Below are 20,876 nucleotides of genomic sequence, written 5' to 3'. Positions count from 1 at the left end.
GATCCTTGAAGACTGAAAGGCTGAAGCGCGCCTTTCTAGGAAATTCCGTGCCATGCGCACAAGGCGCGTCGTGTGACAAAGATAGGTCAGTGACGCCGTTCGCCACGCAGCGGCTGCTCCTCCATGCGCGCCATGAACAGAAAAGAAAGCGCCATGCAGACCGCAAGCGCCGCAAAAACCAGACGGAAACTCCCCGAAAGCCGCAAAAGCTCTTCGGGCGACAGCCGCGCTTCCGCGATATAGGCCGCCCGCCCGCCGCCGAGCGCCAGCGCGCCGAACAGCGCGACGACGATCGCCGCGCCGAGCTGGCGGAAAAACTGCGTCGTCGCCGTCGCAGTGCCTAAATCTCGGGCAAGCACCGCGTTCTGCACCGAGACGGTGGCGACCGGCAGCATCGCGCCGACGCCGAAATTGACGACGAACAGCAAGGCGTTGAGCGTGACGAAGGAGACGCTGTCGACCTTCCAGGCGGCGATGGCCGCCGCAAGCGCCCCGACGCCCAGCCCGATGAGCGGCATGACCTTGTAATGGGCGACGACGCCCATGAGCCGCCCCGAAAGGGTCGCCCCGGCGACGGTCGCGATCATCAGCGGGATGAGCGCCAGGCCTGAATCATGCGCGCTGAGGCCGATCGCCACCTCGTAGTAGATTGGCATCACCACCGAGAGCCCGACGAAGCCGCCGAGCCCCAAGGAACTCGAGGCGATGGCGTCGCGCACGATCCGAAGGCTCAACACGCGCAGCGGAATCAGCGGCTCCTCGGCGACGCGCGTGCGCCAGGAAAAGAGCGCCCAGAACAGGGCCGAAAGCGCGAGGAGCCCGAGGATCGGGGCCGAGGCCCAGGGGTAGCGCGTCCCGCCCCAGCCAAGCGCCAGCGCCAGCGCGCCCGACGCAACCACGAGACAGGCCGCGCCGGCATAATCGACCCGATGGGGATGGCGCCGCTCGGGCAGGCGTTTGAGGCGCGAATTGGTGATGAGAAGCGCGGCCACGCCGAGCGGCACGTTGATCCAGAAAATCAAAGACCAGTGCAGATATTGCGCAAAAAATCCGCCGAGCGCCGGGCCGGCGATGCTGGAGGTGACGAAGACGGCCGCGAAATAGGTCTGGTAGCGGCCGCGTTCGCGGGGGGAGACGAGGTCGGCGACGATGGTTTGCGCCAGCGCGATGAGCCCGCCGCCGCCCAGCCCCTGCACCAGACGCGCGGCGGCGAGCGCCGCAATGCTCGGCGCCAGCGCGCAGGCGACCGAGCCGACGATGAAGGTCGCGACGCCGATCAAGAGCACGATCCGGCGGCCGTAAACGTCGGCGAATTTGCCATAGAGCGGCGTGACCACCGTCGCGGCGACGAGATAGGCGGTGACGATCCAGGGCAGGTTCTGCGGCTCGCCGAGATCGACGCCGATCGTCGGCAACGCGGTCACGACGATGGTCTGGTCCATCGCGGAAAGCAGCATGGCGAGGCCGAGGCCGACCATGACCTGCCGCATTTCGGCGTGTTCCGGCGCGGCGGCGGCCGGCGATTCAACCTCGATCGGAGTCATGCTTCCGCTTCTAGCCGATCGAGACGCGCCGCGAAACGTCACGGCTCCCCTTTAAAGCGCGCTGCGACCCGCAAAAACGCATCCCTGTCCTCGACGTCCGCGAGCAGCGGACCGCCGGGGCCGCCCGCCGCGAGGGCGGCGAGCGTCGCGTCGCTTACGACCTTGCGGGGGGCGATCCGACGACGGCGGGCGATGGCGGCCCGTTCGGCCTCGAGCGCGCGAAGCAGGCGCAGCTGCGCGATTGTGAGGCCCCCGCCGAAGACTTGCCCCTCCGCCCGGGCCGGCTCGGGCGGCGTGGGGTCCGACGTGGGCGCTTCCAAGGGCGCTTCCAAGGGCTCGGCCAAGGGTTCGGCCAAGGGCTCGGTCGAGGGTTCGGGGTCGGGCCCGGCCGAGACATGCAGAAGCCGGCTCTCGACCGCCGCGCGCCAGCCGCGCGCGCGCGACGCCAGCCGGCGCGGCCAGGCGAGCGGGCCGCCGCGGCAATGGTCGCAGGCGCCGCAGGGCGGGCTCGCTTCGCCGAATTCGGCGAGCAGCGCCTGGAACCGGCAGGACGGCGTCACGCAGAGCCGCGCCATGGCGCTTCGGCGCGCGTAGTCCGCGGCGGCCTGCTCGTCCGACGCGGCGATCTCCGGGACGCGCCAGCGCTGCGCCAGTTCGCGCGGATCGAAGAGGGCGAGCGCCCGGGCGGCCGCGCCGTCGCGGCCGGCGCGGCCGATCTCCTGATAATAGCCTTCGATCGAGGTCGGCAGATCGGCATGGACGACGAAGCGCACGTCCGGCTTGTCGACCCCCATGCCGAAGGCGATGGTCGCGACCATGACGACGCCCTTGCGCGTGAAAAACGCGTCCTGATGCGCGGCGCGCGTATAGGCGTCGAGGCCAGCGTGATAGGGCAGGGCGTCGAGGCCGATGCGCGCGAGATCGGCCGCCAGCGCGTCAGTCCGGCTGCGGGAGTTGCAATAGACGATCCCGCTGTCTCCCTTGCGCCCAATGAAGCGAAGGATCTGCTTCAAACCCGGCTGCCTGCGCGCGAAGGCGAGGGAGAGATTGGCCCGCGCGAAGGAGCGGACGAAAACCTCGGGGTCGCGGGAAAACAGCAGGCGGCGGATATCGGCGCGGGTGCGCGGCCCGGCCGTGGCGGTGACGGCGAGGACGGGCGCGCCGAGTTTCTTGGCGATGGCGCCGAGGTCGAGATAATCGGGGCGGAATTCGTGCCCCCAATGCGAGACGCAATGGGCTTCGTCCACAGCGAAGAGCCTGACGCGGTTTTTGCGCAGCAAATTCTGCGTCCCCTCCTGCGCCAGCCGCTCGGGCGAAACGTAAAGAAGGCGGGCCTTGCCCGTCGAGACGGCGTCGAGGGCGGCGAGCGCCTCGGCGTCGTCTTGCGCCGAATGCAGCGCTACGGCGGGAACGCCCTTCTCGCGCAGCGCCCGCAACTGGTCGCGCATCAAGGCGATGAGCGGCGAGGCGACGACGACGAGGCCGGGCGCCGCCGCGGCGGGGAGCTGATAGAGCAGGGATTTGCCGGATCCGGTCGGCATGACGGCGAGAACGTCGCGGCCCGCGAGCACGGCGGCGATCGGCTCCGCCTGGCCGGGGAGGAAGTCTGAAAAGCCGAAATTGCTGCGCAGCAATTCGCGCGCGGTCGGGTCCTTTTGCTGCGCAAAAAAGCCTGGGTCCGTCACGGCGCGGCGGCCAGAAGCGCCGTCGCGATCTCCGCCCACTCCGCGTCGAGGGGCGCGTTCTGCGGCGGGCGTCCGGCGCGCCCATACCAGTAGCGCGCGTTTGCGAGGTCGCCTTCCTTGCGGTGGAGATAGGCGTGGACCCACATGCTGTCTTTGTCGTCGCGCGTATCGACGCATTTATGCGCGCCGTCCCAGTCGCCCCGGGCGTCGAGCCAGAGGGCGCGCAGCGGCGCCGCGAGAGCCGGCGGGTCACGCGCGTCGAGCGACGCGCGAAAATCAGCGAGAGCGACCATGCGCGGGAGGTTCCTTCGTCCCGTCACTATGGCGCCTCTGAGCGCGGCGTCGAGGGCAAGGTTGACAATACGGCTTGGTCCCGGCCATCTGGCCCGGGAGAGACGCCAATGGTTGAAAGTCCCTGCAACAAGATTTGCACGCTCGACGCCAACCATATTTGCGTCGGCTGCGGCCGCTCGCGCGCGGAGATCGGCGCCTGGTCGCAGCTGTCCGACGCCGAGAAGACGCGCGTCGTCGAAAAGGCGAAGAAGCGCCTTAAGGCGCTGGCCACGGGCAAGAAGGCCGAACAGGCTCCGGCGTGAGCCCTAGAGCTTCCCGCGCTCGGCTTTGCTGAAATTCGAGAGATCGCCCTCGGCCGCCGCGCGCCGGCGCCAGGAGCGGGCGATCGCCGGATATTTGATCTCCTTGCAGATGCGCGAGACCTGCTGGGTGAGTTTTCCCGACCCGCAGGCCGGGCACTGCGGCGTGTCGGACGAGCGCACCAAAGCCTCGAACTCGGCCTCGCAGTCATTACAGGTATAGGCGTAGAGCGGCATGTTTCTCCTCGCGCGAAGGGACGTCGCACGGAGGGAAGCAAAGATCGTTCCTATCTTCCTGCAAAGCAAAAACAGTGGCTTAAGGGGCGCCGGAGAATTATCTGTCACTTTTCCGACAGCCCTCCGCCGTCATGGCCGGGCTTGTCCCGGCCATCCTCGCCGAGACGCCTCGAGCGATGAGCGCTGCAGGCCTCAATCCTCCGACAACCTTGTCTTCCCCGGCCCGTGCGGCTCGACGAGCGCGCCGAAGTCGTGCGGCTCCTTGCGCGCGCGGCGCAGCGCCGCGTCGAGGTAGACGGTCATCGCGTCGATGTCGCCCTCATGGGTGCGGTGATTGATGATCGCCGCGCGGATCGCCGGGACGCCGTCGAGAATGGTGAGTGAAGGCGCCGCCTCGCCGCGCTCGTGCAGCTCCATTACGATCTCGCGGGCGAGCGAACCGTCGTCGTCGCCCTTCACGCCGAAGCAGACGATATTGAGCGCTGCCGGCGCGCGCATCATGAAATTCTCCGACTGCTCGATCCAGGCCTCGAGCCGCTGCGCCATGCGGCAGCATTGCTCCATGCATTCGGCGAGCTTCTTCGTGCCGAAGGTCTCGATCGTCATCCAGGCCTTGAGCGCGCGAAAGCCGCGCGAGAGATCGGGGCCGAGGTCGCAGGGCCAGGTGTCGCCGGCCGCGAGGCCGCGCGGCGCGCGCGACAGATAGGCCGCGTTGGCGGCGAAGGCGCGCTTGTGCGCCTTGGGGTCGCGGACCAGGAAAAAGCCCGCGTCATAGGGCACATGCAGCCATTTGTGGAAGTCGAAGGCGACGCTGTCGGCCCGCTCCAGCCCCTTCACGAGCGGCTTGAGCTTTGGCGACAAAGCCGCGAGCGCGCCGAAGGCCCCGTCGACGTGAAACCACATGTCCTCCGTATGCGCGACGTCGGCGAGCCGGTCGAGCGGATCGATCGCGCCGGTATCGACCGTCCCCGCCGTGCCGACGATGAGGAAGGGCCGAAAGCCCGCCGCGCGGTCGGCGGCGATGGCGTGGCGCAGGGCGCTCACCTTCATGCGGCGATTGGCGTCCGACGGAATGAGCCGAAGATGCCGGGCGCCGAGCCCCGCGAGCTCCATGGCCTGCCGCACGCAGTTGTGCACTTCGCGCGAGGCGTAGGCGATGAGCTGTCCGCGCTGCGCGCAAAGCCCGTTCAGCCGCACGTCGCGGTCGCCGTAGGCCTGGTCGCGGGCGACGAGCAGCGACAGGAAATTGGCCATGGACGTGCCGGTGACGAAAATGCCGGAGGCGTCGGCTGGAAAGCCGAAGGCCTCGGCCATCCATTTGGCGATCTGACGCTCGACGTCGATGGCGATGTGATTGCGGCCGCCGCAATTGGAATTCATCCCGGCGGCGAGCATTTCGGCGATCATGCCGACCGGCGTGCCCGCCCCCTGCACCCAGCCCATGAACATGGGATGGATGTTGCCCGTCGCGAAAGGCTTGATATAGCGCTCGAAATCCTCGAGCACGGCCGAGAAGTCGCGGCCCTCGGCGGGAAGCGCGCGGTCGAAGCGCGCCTTGGCCTTCGCTGAGGGCGGCGTCCAGACCGGGCGGCTGCGCAGGTCGCGCAGATAGTCGATCATGGAATCGAGCGCGCGATGGCTCTCGGCGCGAAACGCCTCCCAATCCTCGGGGTCGAGATCGACCGGCTTGGTCATGTCGCGGCGCTCGCGCGCCGGGGCGGCGGCGCAAAGGCGGTGATTTCGGGCATGCGCCGCGCGTCTCCCGGCGGGTTCAACGGCACTGCCAATAGCCGCCATGCCCCCGGCGCGCAACCTTGGTCAGCGCGCCAGTGTGACGCGGACGGAGCCGACGCCCGCGATCTCCCCTTCCGCGACGTCGCCCGGCTGCAGCGCGCCGACGCCCGGCGGCGTGCCGGTGAAAATCAGGTCGCCCGCCGCGAGCGTCACTTGCGCCGACAGCGCGGCGATGATCTGCGGCAGGCCCCAGATCATGTCGGAGAGGTCGCCGTTCTGTCTGGGCGCGCCATTGACCGAAAGCGCGATGCGGCCTTGCGACGGATGGCCGATTTCGGCCGCCTTCCGGATCGCGCCGACGGGGGCGGAATTGTCGAAGCCCTTGGACATGTCCCAGGGCCGCCCGGCCTTGCGCGCCTCTGTCTGCAGGTCGCGGCGGGTGAGGTCGATCCCCGCGGCGTAGCCGAAGACGCAGGCGAGGGCGCGTTCCGGCGCGATGTCCGCGCCGCCCGCATGGAGCGCGACGACCAGCTCGATCTCGTGATGGAGATTATGGGTGAGGTTCGGGAAGGGGATGGTCGCGCCGTCGGCGACGACCGCGTCGGCGGGCTTGGCGAAGAAGAAGGGCGGCTCCGCGCCCGGCTCCTTCCCCATCTCGCGCGCGTGTTCAGCGTAATTCAGGGCGACGCAGAAGATCCGGCGGACAGGGAACAGGCGCGTCTCCCCGGCGATGGCGACAGCGGGGCGCGGAGGCGGCGGGAAGACGTATTCGGGATGGGGCATCGGGTCTCAACCCTTCAACACAATTGGCGTGGAGAATATTGACGACAAACGAAGCCAAAAGCCGGCAGCGACGACCCGGGCGCCCGGAGCCCGCGGTCCTCAGCCGAGCGCCGCCGGATCGAAGCTGCGGAACGTCGCGCAGAATTCGCACGTGACGCCGATGCGGCCGTCATCGCCCACCATCTCGGCGCGCTCATCGTCGGAGAAGCTTTTCAGGAGCCGCTCGATGCGCTCCTCGGAGCAGCGGCAGAACTCTTCGAGCGGCCGCTCGTTGAAGACCTTGACGCCGCGCTCGTGAAAGAGGCGGAACAGCAGCCGTTCGCCCGAGAGCGACGGGTCGACGAGTTCATGGTCTTCGAGCGTGCCGGCGAGCGCCTGTCCTTCGAGCCAGGCGTCGTCTTCCTCCTGGTCCGCTCCGCCGTCGCGATCGGGCGCGTCGCCGGGCGGCAGGTCCGGCCGGCGCGCGCCGGCGATGGGAAGATATTGCAAAAGCAGCCCGCCGGCGCGCCAGCTGCGCCCCTGCGGCGTGACGACTTCGCCGACGGCGAGGCGCACGAAGGAAGGAATCTGCTCCGACTGGCGGAAATAGGTATGCGCGGCCTCCGCGAGGCTCTCGCCTTCGAGCGGCACGACGCCCTGATAGCGGGCCGCGTCCTCCTCGCGCTCGATGGTCAAGGCGAGATGGCCGCGCCCGAGCAGGGCGGCGGGGGCGGGGTCGTCGATCTCGCCGAGACGCGCGACGTCGTACCGGGCGAAGCCGCGCAGCTTCCCCGGCGCGTCATAATCCACGACGAGCATGTCGACGGGGCCGTCGCTGCGGGTCTGGAGCTGGAAGCGGCCGTGGGATTCGAGGATCGAACCGAGCAGCGCGGCCAGCGCCAGCGCCTCGCCGAGCAACCGCGCGACCTGCGGGGGGTAGTCATAGTGGCCGAGGATGGCGTCGACCGTCGGTCCAAGCCGCACCAGTCGTCCGCGCAGGTCGAGCGCCTCGACCGCGAAGGGCGTGACGCGATCGTCCCGCGCCTCGCCCGAAACCAGCCGGCTCGGCGCCTCCTGCATCAGGCGACGCCCGGCGCGAGGCACCAGGCCAGCACGCCTTTCTGGGCGTGCAGCCGGTTTTCGGCTTCGTCGAAGACGACGGACTGCGGGCCGTCCATCACCTCGTCGGTGACTTCCTCGCCGCGGTGGGCAGGCAGGCAATGCATGAAAATGGCGTCCTTGGCGGCGTCGCGCATGAGTTTGGCGTCCACCTGATATGGCGCAAGAACCTGGCGGCGGAAGTCCTCGTCGGCGTCGCCCATGGAGACCCAGCAATCGGTGATCACCGCCTGCGCGCCGTCGACGGCGGCGCGCGGGTCGCGCATCACGTTCAACGCCGCGCCTTCGGCCTTCGCCCAGTCGACGAGGCTTTGCGGGGGCGTGAATTCCGCCGGCGTCGCCACGTTGATCGTGAATCCGAAACGGGCGGCCGCGTGCACCCAGCTCGCCAGCACATTGTTGGAGTCGCCGACCCAGGCCACGGTGCGGCCGTCGATCGGTCCCAGATGCTCCTCGAAGGTGAGCAGGTCCGCCATGATCTGGCAGGGGTGGGAGCGCTTGGTCAGGCCGTTGATGACCGGAATGGCGGCGTGGCGCGCGAGCTCGGTCAGATCCTCGTGCGACAGGATGCGGATCATGACGGCGTCGGCGAAACGCGACAGCACGCGCGCCGTGTCGGCGATGCTCTCGCCGCGGCCGAGCTGCATCTCGCCGCCCGTCAGCATGATCGACTCGCCGCCGAGATCGCGCATGGCGATGTCGAAGGAGACGCGCGTGCGCGTCGACGGCTTGTCGAAGATCATCGCCAGATATTTGCCGGCGAGCGGGCGCTCCGCCGGCGGCGCGCCCTTGACGCGCTTCGCCTTCAGCGACTTTGCGAGATCGAGGATATGGCGCAGATCGTCGCGGGTGAAATCGCAAATATCGAGAAAATGACGCGGCCGCGTCAGCGTGTGCGCGGTCATCACGCCGCTCCCAACTGCTTGGCCGGCGTCGCCAGACGCACGCAGGCGCGCTCGAGGCGCGCCGCGGCCTCGACGATATGCGTCTCGTCGATGATGAGCGGCGGCAACAGCCGCACGACATTGTCGCCGGCAAGAACGGTCAGCAGCCCTTCGGCCCGCGCGGCGGCGGCGAAATCGCCATTGGGCCCGCGCGTCTTCACGCCGAACATCAGCCCCTCGCCGCGCACCGTCTCGATGATCGCCGGATAGCGGTCGTTGAGCTCGGCGAGCCGCTGGCGCAGGAGCGCGCCGAGGCGCGCGACGCGCGGCAGAAAGCCTTCGGCCAGCACCACGTCGAGAACCGCGCCGCCGACGGCGGCCGCCAGCGGATTGCCGCCGAAGGTCGAGCCGTGCGCGCCGAGCGTCATGCCCTTGGCGGCTTCGCGCGTCGCGAGACAGGCGCCGATCGGAAAGCCGCCGCCGAGGCCCTTGGCGAGCGCCACGATGTCCGGCGCTACGCCGGCGTGTTCGCAGGCGAGAAATTTGCCGGTGCGGCCGACGCCGCACTGCACCTCGTCGAGAACCAGCAGCAGGCCGCGCGCGTCGCAGAGGGCGCGCAGTTTTTTCAGGAATTCGGCGGAAAAGACCCGCAGCCCGCCCTCGCCCTGGACGGGTTCGAGCAAAACGCCGGCGGTTTCGTCCGAAATCGCGGCTTCGAGCGCGTCGAAGTCCGCGAAGGGAATTTGATCGAAGCCGTCGACCGGCGGGCCGAAACCCTCGAGATATTTGGGATTGCCGCCGGCCGCGATGGTCGCCAGCGTCCGGCCGTGAAAGGCCCCTTCGAAAGTAATCAGCCGATAGCGCTCAGGCGCTCCATTGGCGGCGTGATATTTTCGCGCCGTCTTGATGGCGCACTCCACGGCTTCGGCGCCGGAATTGGCGAAGAAAACCACATCGGCGAAGGTGGCGTCGACGAGGCGCTGCGCCAGCCGCTCGGCCTGCGGAATGCGGTAGAGGTTCGAGACATGCCAGGGCTTCTCGGCCGCCGCCTTCAGCGTCGCGACCAGATGCGGATGCTCATGGCCGAGCGACAGGACCGCGACGCCGGAAGCGAAATCCAGGTAACGGTCGCCGTTCTCAGCGAAGAGCCATGGGCCTTCGCCCCCCGTGAAGGCGATATCGGCCCGCGCATAGGTCGGATAGAGCGCAGAAGTCAACGTCAAGCTCCAAGCCCTCGGGAGCGGCCCGCGGCCGGACCCCAAAAACAAAGCGCCGCCCTTTTTGAGGGCGGCAATCCGAGACTTTGATTTTATGCGCGCGGGCGGCTTCGGTCAAATCCTGCCGCAGGGGCGAGGCCTTGCCTGGGCCGGAGACTTTACAGTCGATTTTCCTCGAAAAAAGCGCGCAAGTGAGTCGCCTGGGCCACACCGGCGCGCGAAAGCGCATGAAAGCCTGTTGAGAACGCCCCCTTCTGCTTGCCAGCGACTCGGACCCGTGATTCAAAAGGATGGTCAGTTTTCGCCGTTGCGGACGCGTTTTTCAAAGCCGCAGGGCGCTTCTCGAGTCTCGATGCGCGTCTCATCGCCGCCGGAGATCCCGGCGCAGCGACGGATGGTGGATTCCGTCGGCGGCGCGTTCGAATCGACCGCTTGGAGGTCAAATTATGTCTTGGACCGAGGAAAGAGTCGATCTGTTGCGCAAGCTTTGGAGCGACGGCCTCAGCGCGAGCCAGGTGGCCGCCGAGCTGGGCCCCGGCATCACGCGCAATGCGGTCATTGGCAAGATTCACCGCCTCGGCCTCGCCGAACGCGCCAAGACAGCGGCCGCGCAGCGCCCGCGCGCGGCGAAGGGGACGGCCCGCCAGCCGGCGACCGCCCCGGTCGTCGCCGCGCCGCGCGCCGGGGGCCACGCGGTCCATGGCAATGTCGCCCTGGCCTTTGCGCCGCAGGCCATGGTCGTCGCCCGCGTCGCGCCGGAGGCCGAGGAGGTCGTCATTCCCATGTCGGAGCGCGTCACGCTGATGGAGTTGCGCGAATCCATGTGCCGCTGGCCGATGGGCGATCCGACGACGCCGGATTTCCGCTTCTGCGGGGCGAAGTCGCCGATCGGCGCCGGCCCCTATTGCGCCCATCATGCGCGCGTCGCCTATCAGCCGGCGCAGGATCGCCGCCGCGCCCGCGATCTCAAGGCCCCGCGCTTCGCGTAATCCTTCCCGAGTTCGGCGGTCCGGCCTTCACTCGCGTCCGAAGGTCTCGTCGAAGGAATAGCCCGAACCGCGCACGGTGCGGATCGGATCCTTCTCCCGCCCGCGGATGAGCGCCTTGCGCAGGCGCCCGACATGCACGTCGACCGTGCGTTCGTCGATTTCAGCCGACATGCCCCAGACGCTGTCGAGCAACTGCGCCCGCGTGAACACGCGGCCGGGCTTCTCCATCAGATATTCCAGCAGGCGGAACTCGGTCGGGCCGAGATGGATCTCGCGGCCCGAGCGGCGCACCCGACGCGTTTCGCGGTCGAGGTCGATGTCCCCCGCCGTCAGCCGCGAGGCGACGCGCTCCGGCCGGGCGCGTCGCAACAGCGCGCGCACGCGGGCCATCAGTTCGGGCGTCGAGAAGGGCTTCACGACATAGTCGTCCGCGCCGACCGACAGGCCCCGCACGCGTTCGCCCTCTTCGCCGCGCGCGGTCAGCATGATGATGGGCATGTCGCGGGCGACGTCGCGGGCGCGCAGCCGCCGGCAGATTTCGAGACCCGAGACGCCAGGCAGCATCCAGTCGAGCAGCAGGAGGTCGGGCGGCGATTCCGCAATGCGCAGTTCCGCCTCGTCGCCATTGTCGACATGCTCGACCTGATAGCCTTCAGCTTCGAGATTATAGACGAGCAGCGTGGCGAGCGGGACCTCGTCCTCGACGACGAGAATGCGCGGCGGGCGATCGGCCCGGCCTTCGCGGGGAAGGGTTTGAATAATGGTTTCGTTCATTGCGCGACGTCTTGTTCCGATCCGCGGAGGCCGATGCGGGATTTCGGCCGCTCCATCGGCAGGCTTTCGCCGGTGGCGAGATAGACGACCGTCTCCGAAATATTGGTCGTGTGGTCGCCGATGCGCTCGAGGTTCTTCGAGCAGAAGAGGAGATGCGTGCAAAAGGAGATGTTGCGCGGGTCCTCCATCATGAAGGTCAAGAGGTCGCGGAACACGCTGTCTTCCAGCGCGTCGAGATCGGCGTCGTTCTCCCACACCGCGCGGGCGCGCTCCACGTCGCGCAGCGCATAGGCGTCGAGCGCGTCCTTGAGCTGCGTCGCCGCGACCTCGTGCATCGACCGCAAGCCGACAATGGCGCGCGGCAGCCGCGCTTCGGTGGCGATCTTCAGCGTGCGCTTGGCGATGTTCTTCGCGAGATCGCCGATCCGCTCGATGTCGCCGGAAATGCGGATCGCGGCGATGCATTCGCGCAGATCGACCGCCAGAGGCTGGCGCCGCGCGATCGTCAGCACGGCGTTCTCCTCGATCTCGCGCTGGAGAATGTCGAGGCGCGCGTCGCTCGCGACGACGCGCTGGGCGAGGTCGACGTCGAGCATCGACAAAGCGTCCATGGCCTCCGCCAGCATCTTCTCGGCGACGCCGCCCATCTCGGAAATGCGGCGGCCCAGCGCCTCGAGATCGCGGTCGTAGGACTTGACGATATGTTCGCTCATGCGATGTCCTTCCTCACCCGAAGCGGCCGGTGATGTAATCCTGGGTGCGCTTTTCGCGCGGCTTGTTGAAGACTTCGTCGGTGTCGCCGAATTCGACGAGCTCGCCGAGATACATGAAGGCCGTATAGTCGGAGACGCGCACGGCCTGCTGCATGTTGTGGGTGACGATGGCGATCGTATAGTCGTTGGCGAGCTCCTCGATGAGCTCCTCCACTTTGGCCGTGGAGATCGGGTCGAGGGCGGAGCAGGGCTCGTCGAAGAGGATCACCTCCGGCTGCACGGCGACGCTGCGCGCGATGCACAGGCGCTGCTGCTGGCCGCCCGAAAGCCCGAGCCCGCTCGTGTGCAGCTTGTCCTTCACCTCGTCCCAGAGCGCCGCGCCGCGCAAGGCTTCCTCGACGCGCTGGTCCATGTCGGCGCGCGACAATTTCTCGTAAAGGCGAACGCCGAAGGCGATGTTCTCATAAATCGACATCGGGAAGGGCGTCGGCTTCTGGAAGATCATGCCGACGCGCGCGCGCAGCGCATTGATGTCGATCGCCGGATCGAGAATATTCTCGCCGTCGAGCAGCACCTCGCCCTCGGCGCGTTGGCCGGGGTAGAGGTCGTACATGCGGTTTAAGACCCGCAGCAGCGTCGACTTTCCGCAACCAGAGGGACCGATGAAGGCCGTGACCTTATGCGTCTGCAGCGGCAGCGAAATGGATTTCAGCGCCTTTGACGCGCCGTAAAAGAAATCCAGGCCCTGGACCGAAATCTTGGCGGCGTGTTCTTTGACCTGTGCGGGGGCGTTCATCACGATTTTCTCCGACCGGCGCTGAGCGCGCGGGCTGTGATCGAGAGAGCGAGGACGGCGGCGGTGATCAGCAGCGCGCCGGTCCAGGCGAGCTGCTGCCAGTCTTTGTAGGGCGACAAAGCGAACTGGAAGATGACGACCGGGAGGCTCGCCATCGGCGCCAGGAGATCGCTGCTCCAGAACTGATTGTTGAGCGCGGTGAAGAGCAGCGGCGCGGTTTCGCCGGAGACGCGCGCCACCGCGAGCAGCACGCCCGTCACCAAGCCCGCCTTGGCGGCGCGATAGGCGACATGCGCGACGACATGGGAGCGTGGCGCGCCGAGCGCGGCGGCCGCCTCGCGCATCGATCCCGGCACCAGCAGCAGCATGTCCTCGGTGGTGCGCAACACGACGGGGATGACGAGCAGGGAGAGCGCGACGGCCCCGGAGACGCCCGAGAAGTGCCCCATGGGATGCACGAGGACTTCATAGACGAAGAGGCCGATCACGATCGACGGCGCGCTGAGCAGAATGTCGTTGATGAACCGCACGACCATCGCGAGCTTGGTGTAACGGCCATATTCCGCCATATAGGTGCCGGCGAGCATGCCGAGCGGCGTGCCGATCGCAACGCCGATTGCGGTCATGACCAGCGATCCAGCGATGGCGTTCAACAGGCCGCCCTTGCTGCCCGGCGGCGGCGTCATTTCGGTGAAGGCCGCAAGCGACAGCCCGCGCAGGCCTTCATAAAGCAGCGACGCGAGGATGAGGAAAAGCCAGGCGATGCCAAAAAGAGCGGCCGCCCAGGCAAGGCTGGTCGCCAGCGAATTCCGCTTGCGGCGCGTGGCGTAAAGCGACATGGCGCTGCTCCTTAAGCCGCTTTGCGTTCGAGGCGCATCAGCATGTAACGCGCGATCGCCAGCACGACGAAGGTCAGAAGGAAGAGGATGAGGCCGAGCGCGATGAGCGACGACGTGTAGACGTCGCCGACGGCTTCGGTGAATTCATTGGCGATGGTCGCCGATATGGTCGTGCCGGGGGCGAGCAGCGACGGCGACACCTTGTGGGCGTTGCCGATGACGAAGGTGACCGCCATGGTTTCGCCGAGCGCGCGCCCGAGCGCCAGCATCACCCCGCCGATGACGCCGACGCGCGTGTAGGGGATGACGACATAGCGCATCATTTCCCAGGTCGTGCAGCCGATGCCGGCGGCCGCCTCCTTGAGAACGGGCGGCACGGTTTCGAAGACGTCGCGTGAGATCGACGCGATGAAGGGCAGCACCATGATCGCCAGGATGAAGCCCGCGGTCAGCATGCCGATTCCATAGGGAGGGCCGGCGAAAAGCGAGGAGAGCAGCGGCACGTCGCTGAAAAGCGAGATCAGGCCGGGCTGCACATAGGTCTGAACGAAAGGCGCGAAGACGAAGAGGCCCCAGATGCCGTAAATGATCGACGGAATGCCCGCGAGAAGCTCGATCGCGATGCCGATCGGGCGCCGTAGCCGATGGGGGCATAATTCGGTCAGGAAGGTCGCGATCCCCAGTCCGACCGGCACGGCGATCAGCATGGCGACGCCCGACGTGACGAGCGTGCCGTAGATCGCCGGCAGCGCGCCGAATTTCTCGGTGACGGGATTCCACGACTGGGAGATCAGGAAGCCTGGCCCGAAGGCCTGCAGGGCTGGCAGCGAGCCAAGGACGAGCGACAGGATCACGCCGCCCAGAATGACGAGCACGATGACCGCCGCCGCGCGGGTCACTTGAAAGAAGATGCGGTCGAGGAGCGCGATGCCGGCAAGGGCCTTGGCGCGGTCGGTGACCGCGGGCCGGGCGACAGCGCTCTCCAATGCGACATCCGACATGTTGTCCACTCCACTCGAGCCGCGCGAGACGGGTTCGGTCATGGTCTTTGCAACTCCCGACGCCGGCTCCCTTGAACGCAGCCGGCGTCTGTCATCTTTCAGGCGGCCTCCGTTTTGAACCGCCTGCGCGCCGACCGCAACGCGGCCTGCGCTCGGCTCAATGCGCCGCGAGCGCCTTGCCGTCCGCGCCCTTGATCTCGCCCCAGCTCTTTTTGATGAGCTCGACGACGGTCTTGGGCATGGGGATGTAATCGAGCTCCTCCGCGGCCTTTCCGCCATTGGCGAAAGCCCAGCCGAAGAACTTCAAGGCTTCGGCGGCCGCCGCCTCGTCCTTCGAGTCCTTGGGCAGCAGGATGAAGGTCGCAGCCGAAATCGGCCAGGACTTCGCGCCCGGCTCATTGGTGATGATCTGATAGAAGCCCGGCGACTTCGCCCAGTCGGCGCTCGCGGCGGCGGATTGGAAGCTCTCCAGGCCCGGCGCGACGACCTTGCCGGCGGCGTTGATCATCTTCGTGTAGGTCAGCTTGTTCTGCTTGGCGTAGGCGTATTCGACATAGCCGATCGCGCCTTTGGTGTTGGAGACGTTGTTGGCGACGCCCTCATTGCCCTTGGCGCCGATGCCGGCCGGCCATTCGACCGCCGAATTCTCGCCGACCTTGGTCTTCCAGTCGTCGGAGACCTTGGAAAGATAATTCGTAAAGTTGAAGGTCGTGCCGGAGCCGTCCGAACGATGCACGACGACGATCGGCGTCGCCGAGAGCTTGGCTTTGGCGTTCAGCTTCTTGATCGCCGCGTCGTCCCAACTCGTAATCTCGCCGAGGAAAATCTTCGCGAGGGTCGGCCCGTCGAGCACGAGCTCGCCCGGCGCGACGCCGTCGAGATTGACGACCGGGACGATGCCGCCGATGACCTGCGGCCACTGGATGAGATTGGCGGCCTGGAGATCCTCGGCCTTGAGGGGCTGGTCCGAGGCGCCGAACGTCACGGTGCGGGCCTTGATCTGCTTGATGCCGCCGCCAGAGCCGATCGACTGATAATTCAGACCGTTTCCGGTCTCCTTCTTATAGGTTTCCGCCCATTTGGCGTAGATGGGATAGGGGAAGGTCGCGCCCGCGCCGGAAATGTCCAGCGCCAGAGCCGCGCCCGTCATGGCGGCGAACGCCGTCGCCGCGATGGCGGCGCGCGTGAAAATCCTGGAGATCATTCGAGATCGCTTTCAAGCTCGAGAAAACTCGGGCGCCCCTTCGCGCCCATCACGGCCGAGGTTCTAGCGGGCGGCCAAGAGGGTTTTGTGACAGTTATCTAACAGGAATATGACAAAAAATTAGTTTTTGAATCAATCGTTTATGTCGAGTTCGCGGGCGTTCCCTCGATCGCCGGCAGGGTCACGCGGAACAGCGCGCCGGCTTCCGGCGCGGAGTCGATCCCGAGACGGCCGCGATGGCGCAGCACAATGTGTTTGACGATGGCGAGGCCGAGGCCGGTCCCGCCCTTGGCCCGGCTCTTTCCGGCGTCCACGCGGTAAAAGCGCTCGGTGAGGCGCGGAAGATGCTCGGGGGAGATGCCCGGGCCATGGTCGCGCACGGAGAAGACGGCGCTGACGCCCCTGCGGGCGAGCGTAATTTCGATGGGACGCGCCTCGCCTTCCGATCGGCCGTATTTCAGGGCGTTCTCGATGAGATTCTCCACGACGCGGGCGAGTTCGTCGCGATCGCCGGGGACGATGACGTTGGGCTCGAGCTCCAGGGCGATCGGCACGCCGTTTTCCTCCGCCATGGGCGTGAGCGTATCCACGATATGGGCGACGAGCACGGTGAAATCGACCGCTTCCACCGGGCGCACATGCATGTGCTGCTCGATGCGCGAGAGCGACAGCAGATCGTCGATGAGGCGCGCCATGCGCTGCGCCTGTTCGCGCATGATCCCGAGGAAGCGCTCGCGCGCCGTGGGGTCGTTCTTGGCCGGGCCCTGCAGCGTTTCCACGAAGCCGAGCAGCGACGACAGCGGCGTGCGCAATTCATGGCTGGCGTTGGCGACGAAATCCACGCGCATGCGTTCGATGCGATGCGCCTCGGTGAGGTCGCGCAGGCTGATCATCGCCGCCGTGCGGAAGCCTTCGAAACGCACCGGCGCGATATGGGCTTCGAACCAGCGCTCCACCGGCAGGCGTTCGGTCCAGGCGGCTTTCTCCGCCTCGCCGCCGGCCACGACGCGCATGGCGGCGTCGAGCATGTCGGGCGAGCGCAGGCTGCGCGACAAGGGCTCGCCGACGCGCAGCGCGGGGGCCAGCGCCTGCGCGGCGGCGTTGAAGGCGAGCGCATGCGTCTCGGCGTCGATGACGAAGACGGGCTCGGGCAGCGCCTCGATCACCGGGCCGAGCATGTCCTCGGCGGGCCATTTGGGTTGCGGCATGAAACGCTCTGAGCTTTTTCCGTACGTTACGGCGCGCGCTCTTCGATGATGCGCGCCACGGCCTCGCGCAGCGCGCCCCAGCGCCGCCGGCCTTCGTCGGCGCCGAGCACGGCGAGCGCGGCGATGAAAGGAACAAAATAATAGACGATGCGGAAGAGCAGCAACGAGGCCAGCACGCTGCCCTGCGACGCGCCCGGCAGGGCGTGCAGCATGGTCGCCTCGAAAACGCCGATGCCGCCCGGCGCATGGCTGACGACGCCGAGGATGCAGGCGAGAACATAGACCGCGAGAAAGGCCGTGAAATTCAGATCGACGCCCGCCGGCAGCAGCACGTAGAGCGCGGCCGCCGCGGCGCAGAGATCGGCCGCGCCGACGACGAGCTGCGCGAGCGTCGAGCCGGGTCCTGGCAACTCCAGCACATGGCCGCGCAGGCGGATCCGGCGCGGCTCGAGCGCGACCCAGGCGCAATAGCCGGCGACCGCCGACAGCACCAGGACGCCGACCGCCATATGCAGCGCGGCGGGGAGATGATCGAGCGCGGCGAGCGCTTCGGCGCCCCTGACCAGGGTGAAGCCGATCACGGCCGTCATGCCGAGCCAGAAGGTGACGCCGGTGATCACGGTGACATTCGCGACCTGCAGGGCGGACATCGACACGCGCGAATAAATCCAGTAGCGCACCGCCGCGCCCGTCACGATCGGGAAGCCCAGATTGAAGGCGATGGCGTAGCTCGCGAAGGACGCGAGCGCCGTGACGCGATAGGGCGCGCGATGGCGGATCTGGCGCAAGGCGGCGACGTCATAGCCGGTGAGCGACAGATAGGAGAGGGCGGTGAAGAACAGCGCGGCCAGAATCTGGCCGCCGCTGGTGTTCTTCAGGGCCTCGACCACATCCGCGAAGCGGATGTTGGAGAGGACGTTTGCGAGGATAGAGGCCGCGACGGCGAACAGGGCGACGCTCGCGAGGGCGCCCAGAAGATGGGTCGCGCCATGCGGCAGGCGCTGCTGCAGCGTTTCGAAAAAGCCCTTGCGCCGCACGACGGCCGGCAGGCCAGCTTGGGGAGAAATTGCGAGGTCCTCGTCTTCCTGCATTGACTACTCACTCGCCCGGCCGCCCGCACAGGCCGCCGCGCCAAGACTCCATCCGCAACAAAGATGACGCCGGCATGACGCGATAGCCCTTTCTAGCTTGGGAGTGAAACGTCCCGAGTCAAGCTGCGCTTACGACAGACCATGCACGAACCAGCGCGGATTGTCCGTCTCGCGGCCGTAAAGACCTTCCCGGAACAGCCAGAACAGTTGGCCGTCCCGGGCCTGCGCATGAAAATAGTCGCGCGTCGGGCCTGTCTCGGCTTCGCCCCACCAGGGCGGAGCGATGCGCTCCGGCCCCTCGAAGGCGACGACGTCATGCAGCAGGCGCCGCCAGCGGAACTTGAGCGGCGGGCCGTCCGGGAACAAAGCAATGGCCTCGATCGGCTCCGGGCGCTCGAACAGCCGCAACGGCCGAACCGTCTCCTGCGGCGGGAAGACCCTTGGCGGCCCATAAGCGGCCGGGACGGCGGCGACCGCGAATTCCGGCAGATGCGCCGCTTCGGCGTGAAGGCGCAGCACGCGGCGCAGGCCGAGCCGCGCCCCGAGCCGGTCGAGGAGGTCGCCGAGATCGGCGTCTTCGCCCGCCCCGCCACGGCTCCCTTGCGGCGTGACGAAGGCGGTCTGCGGCGGCGCCGTCGTCTCCGTTTCCGTGGCGCAGAGCCGCAGCACGTCGAAGCCATAGCCGGTGTCGAGCCCCTCTTCCGCTGCCGCCGCCAGGCGCTCGCCGAGGAGGGCGGCGAGGCGGACGGGATCGCGCAGCGGCCGGCTGGTTCCGGCGGCGAGGCGCTTCACCGCGCCGTCGACGCGGTAGAAGACCGCTTCGAGCCGGCGCGCGCCGACGCCGGCGCGTTCGAGCAGCGGGCAGAGATCGGCGGCGAGGCGCTCGAGCGTCGCCTCGATGTCCTCGCGCCGGGTCAGCCCGTCGGGAAAGCGGCGCTCGGCGATGAAGGCGGGCGCCTCGAAGCGCGGGCGGATCGGATCGCGCAGGCGGCAGGTCAGCGCGTCGAGCCGCGCCAGCGCCGCCTGCCCGAATCGCGCCGCGAGCGGCGCGCGGGGGCGCTCGAGCAGATCGCCGATGCGGCGCAGTCCGGCGCGCCGCAATCCGGCGACCGCCTCCGCCTCGAGCCCCAGCGCCTCGACGGGCAAGGCCGCCGCGAGGCCGTCGATCTCCGCCTGCGGCGCGGCGTCGGCGACGAGCCGCCGGCTGGAGAAACGCGTGAGCGCGCGCGCCAGCGCCGGGCCGGGCGCAATCGCCGCGCGCGCCGAAAACTTGAGCCGGCCGAGGCGCGCTTCGACCTCGTCGACGAGCGTCGCCTCGCCGCCGAACAGATGGGCGGCGCCCGTCACGTCGAGCAGCAGGCCGTCCGGCGGGTCGGGCGCGGCGAGCGGGGTGAAGCGGCGGCTCCAGTCGGCGAGCGCGTCGATGAGCGCGGCGTCGGCTTGGGCGTCGGCCTCGGCGAGTTCGAGCGCCGGGCAGCGGGCGCGCGCGTCGGCGACCGCCATGCCCGGCAGCAGGCCGAGCCGCTGCGCGCCGGCGTCGACGGCGGTCAGCCGCTCCGCGCCCTTCGTTTTGGCGTAGAGGGCGAAGGCGTCAGGCGCGGCGGCGCGCCGGCGCAGCAGCCGGTCGGTCGCGAGCCTCGGCAGGAAAACGCTCAGGAAACGCATGGCGGAACGCTGCTTTTTCGGGGTCGAAGGCGATGTCGCGCCACTGCGCCGGATCGATCTCCCCCCAAAGGCCGGCGCGCGCCTTGATGAGGCGCAGCCGCCATAGGAAGGGCGCGACGGGAGAGAGCGGCGGGCGCGAGGGAAGGATCGGCGGGGGCGCGGCGGCGATTTCGACGCGCAGCCCGGCGGCGCTGGAAAAGCGCGCGGAATCGGGCCCCTGCGGCGGCGCGAGCGGCGCCAGAAGGGCGAGGGCGCCGCCGCGCCGCGCGGCGAGCAACAGCCGGCGCGAGGCGGCGAGGTCATAGAGCTTCGTGTTCAGGAAGGTCTCTGCGACGACCGCCGCGCAGGCGGGGCTTTTCAGCGCCTCCTCCATCGCCCAGAGGGTTTCGCGCGGCCGGCGGGTCCGGATCAGCGCGAAACTGGAAAGGTCGAGTCCGGCCTGCGCCAGGCCGCGGCCATAAGGCAGGCCGAATTCCTGCGCGCCGAGATCTTCGAGAATGACAACCAGCGCGCCGCCGCCGCGCGCCGCCCGCGCCCGCAGCGCCATGGCGAGAGCGAAGGCCGCCGCCGCCGGCGCGTCCGGCGCCCGGGCGGGGAGGATTTCGCTCAAATTGCCGTGGCCGGCGGCGAACAGCGCGTCGAGCGAGGCTCCGGCGTCCAGGCCGGCGGGGGAGGCGCCAAGGAGGGGCCCGAGCCGCGCCGGCGCGGCGTCGCGCGCCTCGATGGCGGCGAGGCGGCGGCGCAAAAAGCCGATGCGTTCCGAAACGCCGCTGTGCGACATCGGTTGTCAAATTCCCGAAAGTGGAGAGGGCGCTCACGGC

21 protein-coding genes are annotated in these 20,876 nt (G+C 68.3%); 2 read left to right on the top strand and 19 right to left on the bottom strand.

The genetic code is table 11. From position 1 onward, the window contains the following. Nucleotides 1-86 precede the first annotated feature (86 nt). From ACETII_RS07740 to ACETII_RS07730, 3 genes are read right to left on the bottom strand one after another with little or no spacing between them, the layout of a single operon-like run. Nucleotides 87-1,544 (bottom strand): MFS transporter, encoded by a 1,458-nt coding sequence (locus ACETII_RS07740; protein ID WP_472787665.1) that lies wholly within the window; start codon nucleotides 1,542-1,544, stop codon nucleotides 87-89. A gap of 38 nt (nucleotides 1,545-1,582) precedes the next feature. Beyond that, nucleotides 1,583-3,229 (bottom strand): RecQ family ATP-dependent DNA helicase, encoded by a 1,647-nt coding sequence (locus ACETII_RS07735; protein ID WP_472787664.1) that lies wholly within the window; start codon nucleotides 3,227-3,229, stop codon nucleotides 1,583-1,585. Continuing rightward, nucleotides 3,226-3,522, bottom strand: coding sequence for a hypothetical protein (locus ACETII_RS07730; RefSeq protein ID WP_472787663.1), 297 nt, complete (start codon nucleotides 3,520-3,522; stop codon nucleotides 3,226-3,228). Before ACETII_RS07730 ends, ACETII_RS07735 begins: the two co-directional genes overlap by 4 nt. A 108-nt stretch (nucleotides 3,523-3,630) precedes the next feature. Here ACETII_RS07730 and ACETII_RS07725 point away from each other — a divergent pair, with 108 nt between their 5' ends. Further along, on the top strand, nucleotides 3,631-3,825 hold the full coding sequence (locus ACETII_RS07725; RefSeq protein WP_472787662.1) for a DUF1289 domain-containing protein: 195 nt from the start codon (nucleotides 3,631-3,633) through the stop codon (nucleotides 3,823-3,825). Between the two features lie 3 nt (nucleotides 3,826-3,828). On the opposite strand, the gene ACETII_RS07720 is transcribed toward ACETII_RS07725, so the two are convergent. The 6 genes from ACETII_RS07720 to ACETII_RS07695 all read right to left on the bottom strand — a co-directional run bounded on the left by ACETII_RS07720 (nucleotide 3,829) and on the right by ACETII_RS07695 (nucleotide 9,775). Next, nucleotides 3,829-4,059: an FmdB family zinc ribbon protein gene (locus ACETII_RS07720; RefSeq protein ID WP_363350331.1), complete on the bottom strand. Its 231-nt coding sequence runs from the start codon at nucleotides 4,057-4,059 to the stop codon at nucleotides 3,829-3,831. 192 nt (nucleotides 4,060-4,251) lie between these two features. Beyond that, entirely contained in the window at nucleotides 4,252-5,754 is a 1,503-nt protein-coding gene (locus ACETII_RS07715; RefSeq protein WP_472787661.1) for a pyridoxal phosphate-dependent decarboxylase family protein, read from the bottom strand. Nucleotides 5,755-5,877: 123 nt separating this feature from the next. After that, nucleotides 5,878-6,576, bottom strand: a complete 699-nt coding sequence (locus tag ACETII_RS07710) for a fumarylacetoacetate hydrolase family protein (protein ID WP_472787660.1) — start codon at nucleotides 6,574-6,576, stop codon at nucleotides 5,878-5,880. A 99-nt stretch (nucleotides 6,577-6,675) separates the two neighbouring features. Then, nucleotides 6,676-7,635 carry an Hsp33 family molecular chaperone gene (locus ACETII_RS07705; RefSeq protein ID WP_472787659.1) on the bottom strand — a complete coding sequence of 320 codons (960 nt, stop codon included), beginning with the start codon at nucleotides 7,633-7,635 and terminating at the stop codon, nucleotides 6,676-6,678. Next, the gene (argF, locus tag ACETII_RS07700) at nucleotides 7,635-8,579 is read right to left on the bottom strand and encodes an ornithine carbamoyltransferase (RefSeq protein ID WP_363350327.1); all 945 of its coding nucleotides are present in this window, start codon (nucleotides 8,577-8,579) and stop codon (nucleotides 7,635-7,637) included. The genes ACETII_RS07705 and argF overlap by 1 nt, the downstream gene beginning before the upstream one ends. Then, nucleotides 8,579-9,775: an acetylornithine transaminase gene (locus ACETII_RS07695; protein ID WP_472788135.1), complete on the bottom strand. Its 1,197-nt coding sequence runs from the start codon at nucleotides 9,773-9,775 to the stop codon at nucleotides 8,579-8,581. The genes argF and ACETII_RS07695 overlap by 1 nt, the downstream gene beginning before the upstream one ends. A 446-nt stretch (nucleotides 9,776-10,221) precedes the next feature. Here ACETII_RS07695 and ACETII_RS07690 point away from each other — a divergent pair, with 446 nt between their 5' ends. Further along, on the top strand, nucleotides 10,222-10,764 hold the full coding sequence (locus tag ACETII_RS07690) for a GcrA family cell cycle regulator (RefSeq protein ID WP_363350325.1): 543 nt from the start codon (nucleotides 10,222-10,224) through the stop codon (nucleotides 10,762-10,764). A gap of 27 nt (nucleotides 10,765-10,791) precedes the next feature. On the opposite strand, the gene phoB is transcribed toward ACETII_RS07690, so the two are convergent. The 10 genes from phoB to ACETII_RS07640 all read right to left on the bottom strand — a co-directional run bounded on the left by phoB (nucleotide 10,792) and on the right by ACETII_RS07640 (nucleotide 20,836). Beyond that, nucleotides 10,792-11,538, bottom strand: a complete 747-nt coding sequence (phoB, locus tag ACETII_RS07685; protein ID WP_363350324.1) for a phosphate regulon transcriptional regulator PhoB — start codon at nucleotides 11,536-11,538, stop codon at nucleotides 10,792-10,794. Continuing rightward, nucleotides 11,535-12,251, bottom strand: coding sequence for a phosphate signaling complex protein PhoU (gene phoU / locus ACETII_RS07680; RefSeq protein WP_363350323.1), 717 nt, complete (start codon nucleotides 12,249-12,251; stop codon nucleotides 11,535-11,537). The genes phoB and phoU overlap by 4 nt, the downstream gene beginning before the upstream one ends. 13 nt (nucleotides 12,252-12,264) lie before the next feature. After that, complete coding sequence (gene pstB / locus ACETII_RS07675; protein ID WP_363350322.1) at nucleotides 12,265-13,047, bottom strand: phosphate ABC transporter ATP-binding protein PstB; 783 nt, start codon at nucleotides 13,045-13,047, stop codon at nucleotides 12,265-12,267. Continuing rightward, nucleotides 13,047-13,886: a phosphate ABC transporter permease PstA gene (pstA, locus tag ACETII_RS07670; RefSeq protein WP_472787658.1), complete on the bottom strand. Its 840-nt coding sequence runs from the start codon at nucleotides 13,884-13,886 to the stop codon at nucleotides 13,047-13,049. Before pstA ends, pstB begins: the two co-directional genes overlap by 1 nt. Before the next feature lie 11 nt (nucleotides 13,887-13,897). Then, a complete protein-coding gene (gene pstC, locus ACETII_RS07665; RefSeq protein WP_472788134.1) occupies nucleotides 13,898-14,887 on the bottom strand; it encodes a phosphate ABC transporter permease subunit PstC in 990 nt (329 codons plus the stop codon). Between the two features lie 157 nt (nucleotides 14,888-15,044). Further along, the gene (pstS, locus tag ACETII_RS07660; protein ID WP_472787657.1) at nucleotides 15,045-16,091 is read right to left on the bottom strand and encodes a phosphate ABC transporter substrate-binding protein PstS; all 1,047 of its coding nucleotides are present in this window, start codon (nucleotides 16,089-16,091) and stop codon (nucleotides 15,045-15,047) included. Between the two features lie 140 nt (nucleotides 16,092-16,231). Next, the gene (locus ACETII_RS07655) at nucleotides 16,232-17,299 is read right to left on the bottom strand and encodes an ATP-binding protein (protein WP_363350318.1); all 1,068 of its coding nucleotides are present in this window, start codon (nucleotides 17,297-17,299) and stop codon (nucleotides 16,232-16,234) included. Between the two features lie 26 nt (nucleotides 17,300-17,325). Further along, a complete protein-coding gene (locus ACETII_RS07650; RefSeq protein WP_363350317.1) occupies nucleotides 17,326-18,390 on the bottom strand; it encodes a lysylphosphatidylglycerol synthase domain-containing protein in 1,065 nt (354 codons plus the stop codon). Between the two features lie 129 nt (nucleotides 18,391-18,519). Beyond that, nucleotides 18,520-20,055 carry a Y-family DNA polymerase gene (locus ACETII_RS07645; protein WP_472787656.1) on the bottom strand — a complete coding sequence of 512 codons (1,536 nt, stop codon included), beginning with the start codon at nucleotides 20,053-20,055 and terminating at the stop codon, nucleotides 18,520-18,522. Next, a complete protein-coding gene (locus tag ACETII_RS07640; protein ID WP_363350315.1) occupies nucleotides 19,982-20,836 on the bottom strand; it encodes a hypothetical protein in 855 nt (284 codons plus the stop codon). Before ACETII_RS07640 ends, ACETII_RS07645 begins: the two co-directional genes overlap by 74 nt. Nucleotides 20,837-20,876 lie beyond the last annotated feature (40 nt).

The organism is Methylocystis sp. NC52PC (assembly GCF_055698645.1).
The sequence above is the reverse complement of the archived record's forward strand: the minus strand, read 5'-3'. Positions and strand labels throughout refer to the sequence as shown.

Bases quoted from the DNA above. Each gene is read 5' to 3' on its own strand.
- ACETII_RS07740 (WP_472787665.1), bottom strand. From the start codon at position 1,544: ATGACTCCGATCGAGGTTGAATCGCCGGCCGCCGCCGCGCCGGAACAC.
- ACETII_RS07730 (WP_472787663.1), bottom strand. From the start codon at position 3,522: ATGGTCGCTCTCGCTGATTTTCGCGCGTCGCTCGACGCGCGTGACCCG.
- ACETII_RS07725 (WP_472787662.1), top strand. From the start codon at position 3,631: ATGGTTGAAAGTCCCTGCAACAAGATTTGCACGCTCGACGCCAACCAT.
- ACETII_RS07720 (WP_363350331.1), bottom strand. From the start codon at position 4,059: ATGCCGCTCTACGCCTATACCTGTAATGACTGCGAGGCCGAGTTCGAG.
- ACETII_RS07715 (WP_472787661.1), bottom strand. From the start codon at position 5,754: ATGACCAAGCCGGTCGATCTCGACCCCGAGGATTGGGAGGCGTTTCGC.
- ACETII_RS07710 (WP_472787660.1), bottom strand. From the start codon at position 6,576: ATGCCCCATCCCGAATACGTCTTCCCGCCGCCTCCGCGCCCCGCTGTC.
- ACETII_RS07705 (WP_472787659.1), bottom strand. From the start codon at position 7,635: ATGCAGGAGGCGCCGAGCCGGCTGGTTTCGGGCGAGGCGCGGGACGAT.
- argF (WP_363350327.1), bottom strand. From the start codon at position 8,579: ATGACCGCGCACACGCTGACGCGGCCGCGTCATTTTCTCGATATTTGC.
- ACETII_RS07690 (WP_363350325.1), top strand. From the start codon at position 10,222: ATGTCTTGGACCGAGGAAAGAGTCGATCTGTTGCGCAAGCTTTGGAGC.
- phoB (WP_363350324.1), bottom strand. From the start codon at position 11,538: ATGAACGAAACCATTATTCAAACCCTTCCCCGCGAAGGCCGGGCCGAT.
- phoU (WP_363350323.1), bottom strand. From the start codon at position 12,251: ATGAGCGAACATATCGTCAAGTCCTACGACCGCGATCTCGAGGCGCTG.
- pstB (WP_363350322.1), bottom strand. From the start codon at position 13,047: ATGAACGCCCCCGCACAGGTCAAAGAACACGCCGCCAAGATTTCGGTC.
- pstA (WP_472787658.1), bottom strand. From the start codon at position 13,886: ATGTCGCTTTACGCCACGCGCCGCAAGCGGAATTCGCTGGCGACCAGC.
- pstC (WP_472788134.1), bottom strand. From the start codon at position 14,887: ATGTCGGATGTCGCATTGGAGAGCGCTGTCGCCCGGCCCGCGGTCACC.
- pstS (WP_472787657.1), bottom strand. From the start codon at position 16,091: ATGATCTCCAGGATTTTCACGCGCGCCGCCATCGCGGCGACGGCGTTC.
- ACETII_RS07655 (WP_363350318.1), bottom strand. From the start codon at position 17,299: ATGCCGCAACCCAAATGGCCCGCCGAGGACATGCTCGGCCCGGTGATC.
- ACETII_RS07650 (WP_363350317.1), bottom strand. From the start codon at position 18,390: ATGCAGGAAGACGAGGACCTCGCAATTTCTCCCCAAGCTGGCCTGCCG.
- ACETII_RS07645 (WP_472787656.1), bottom strand. From the start codon at position 20,055: ATGCGTTTCCTGAGCGTTTTCCTGCCGAGGCTCGCGACCGACCGGCTG.
- ACETII_RS07640 (WP_363350315.1), bottom strand. From the start codon at position 20,836: ATGTCGCACAGCGGCGTTTCGGAACGCATCGGCTTTTTGCGCCGCCGC.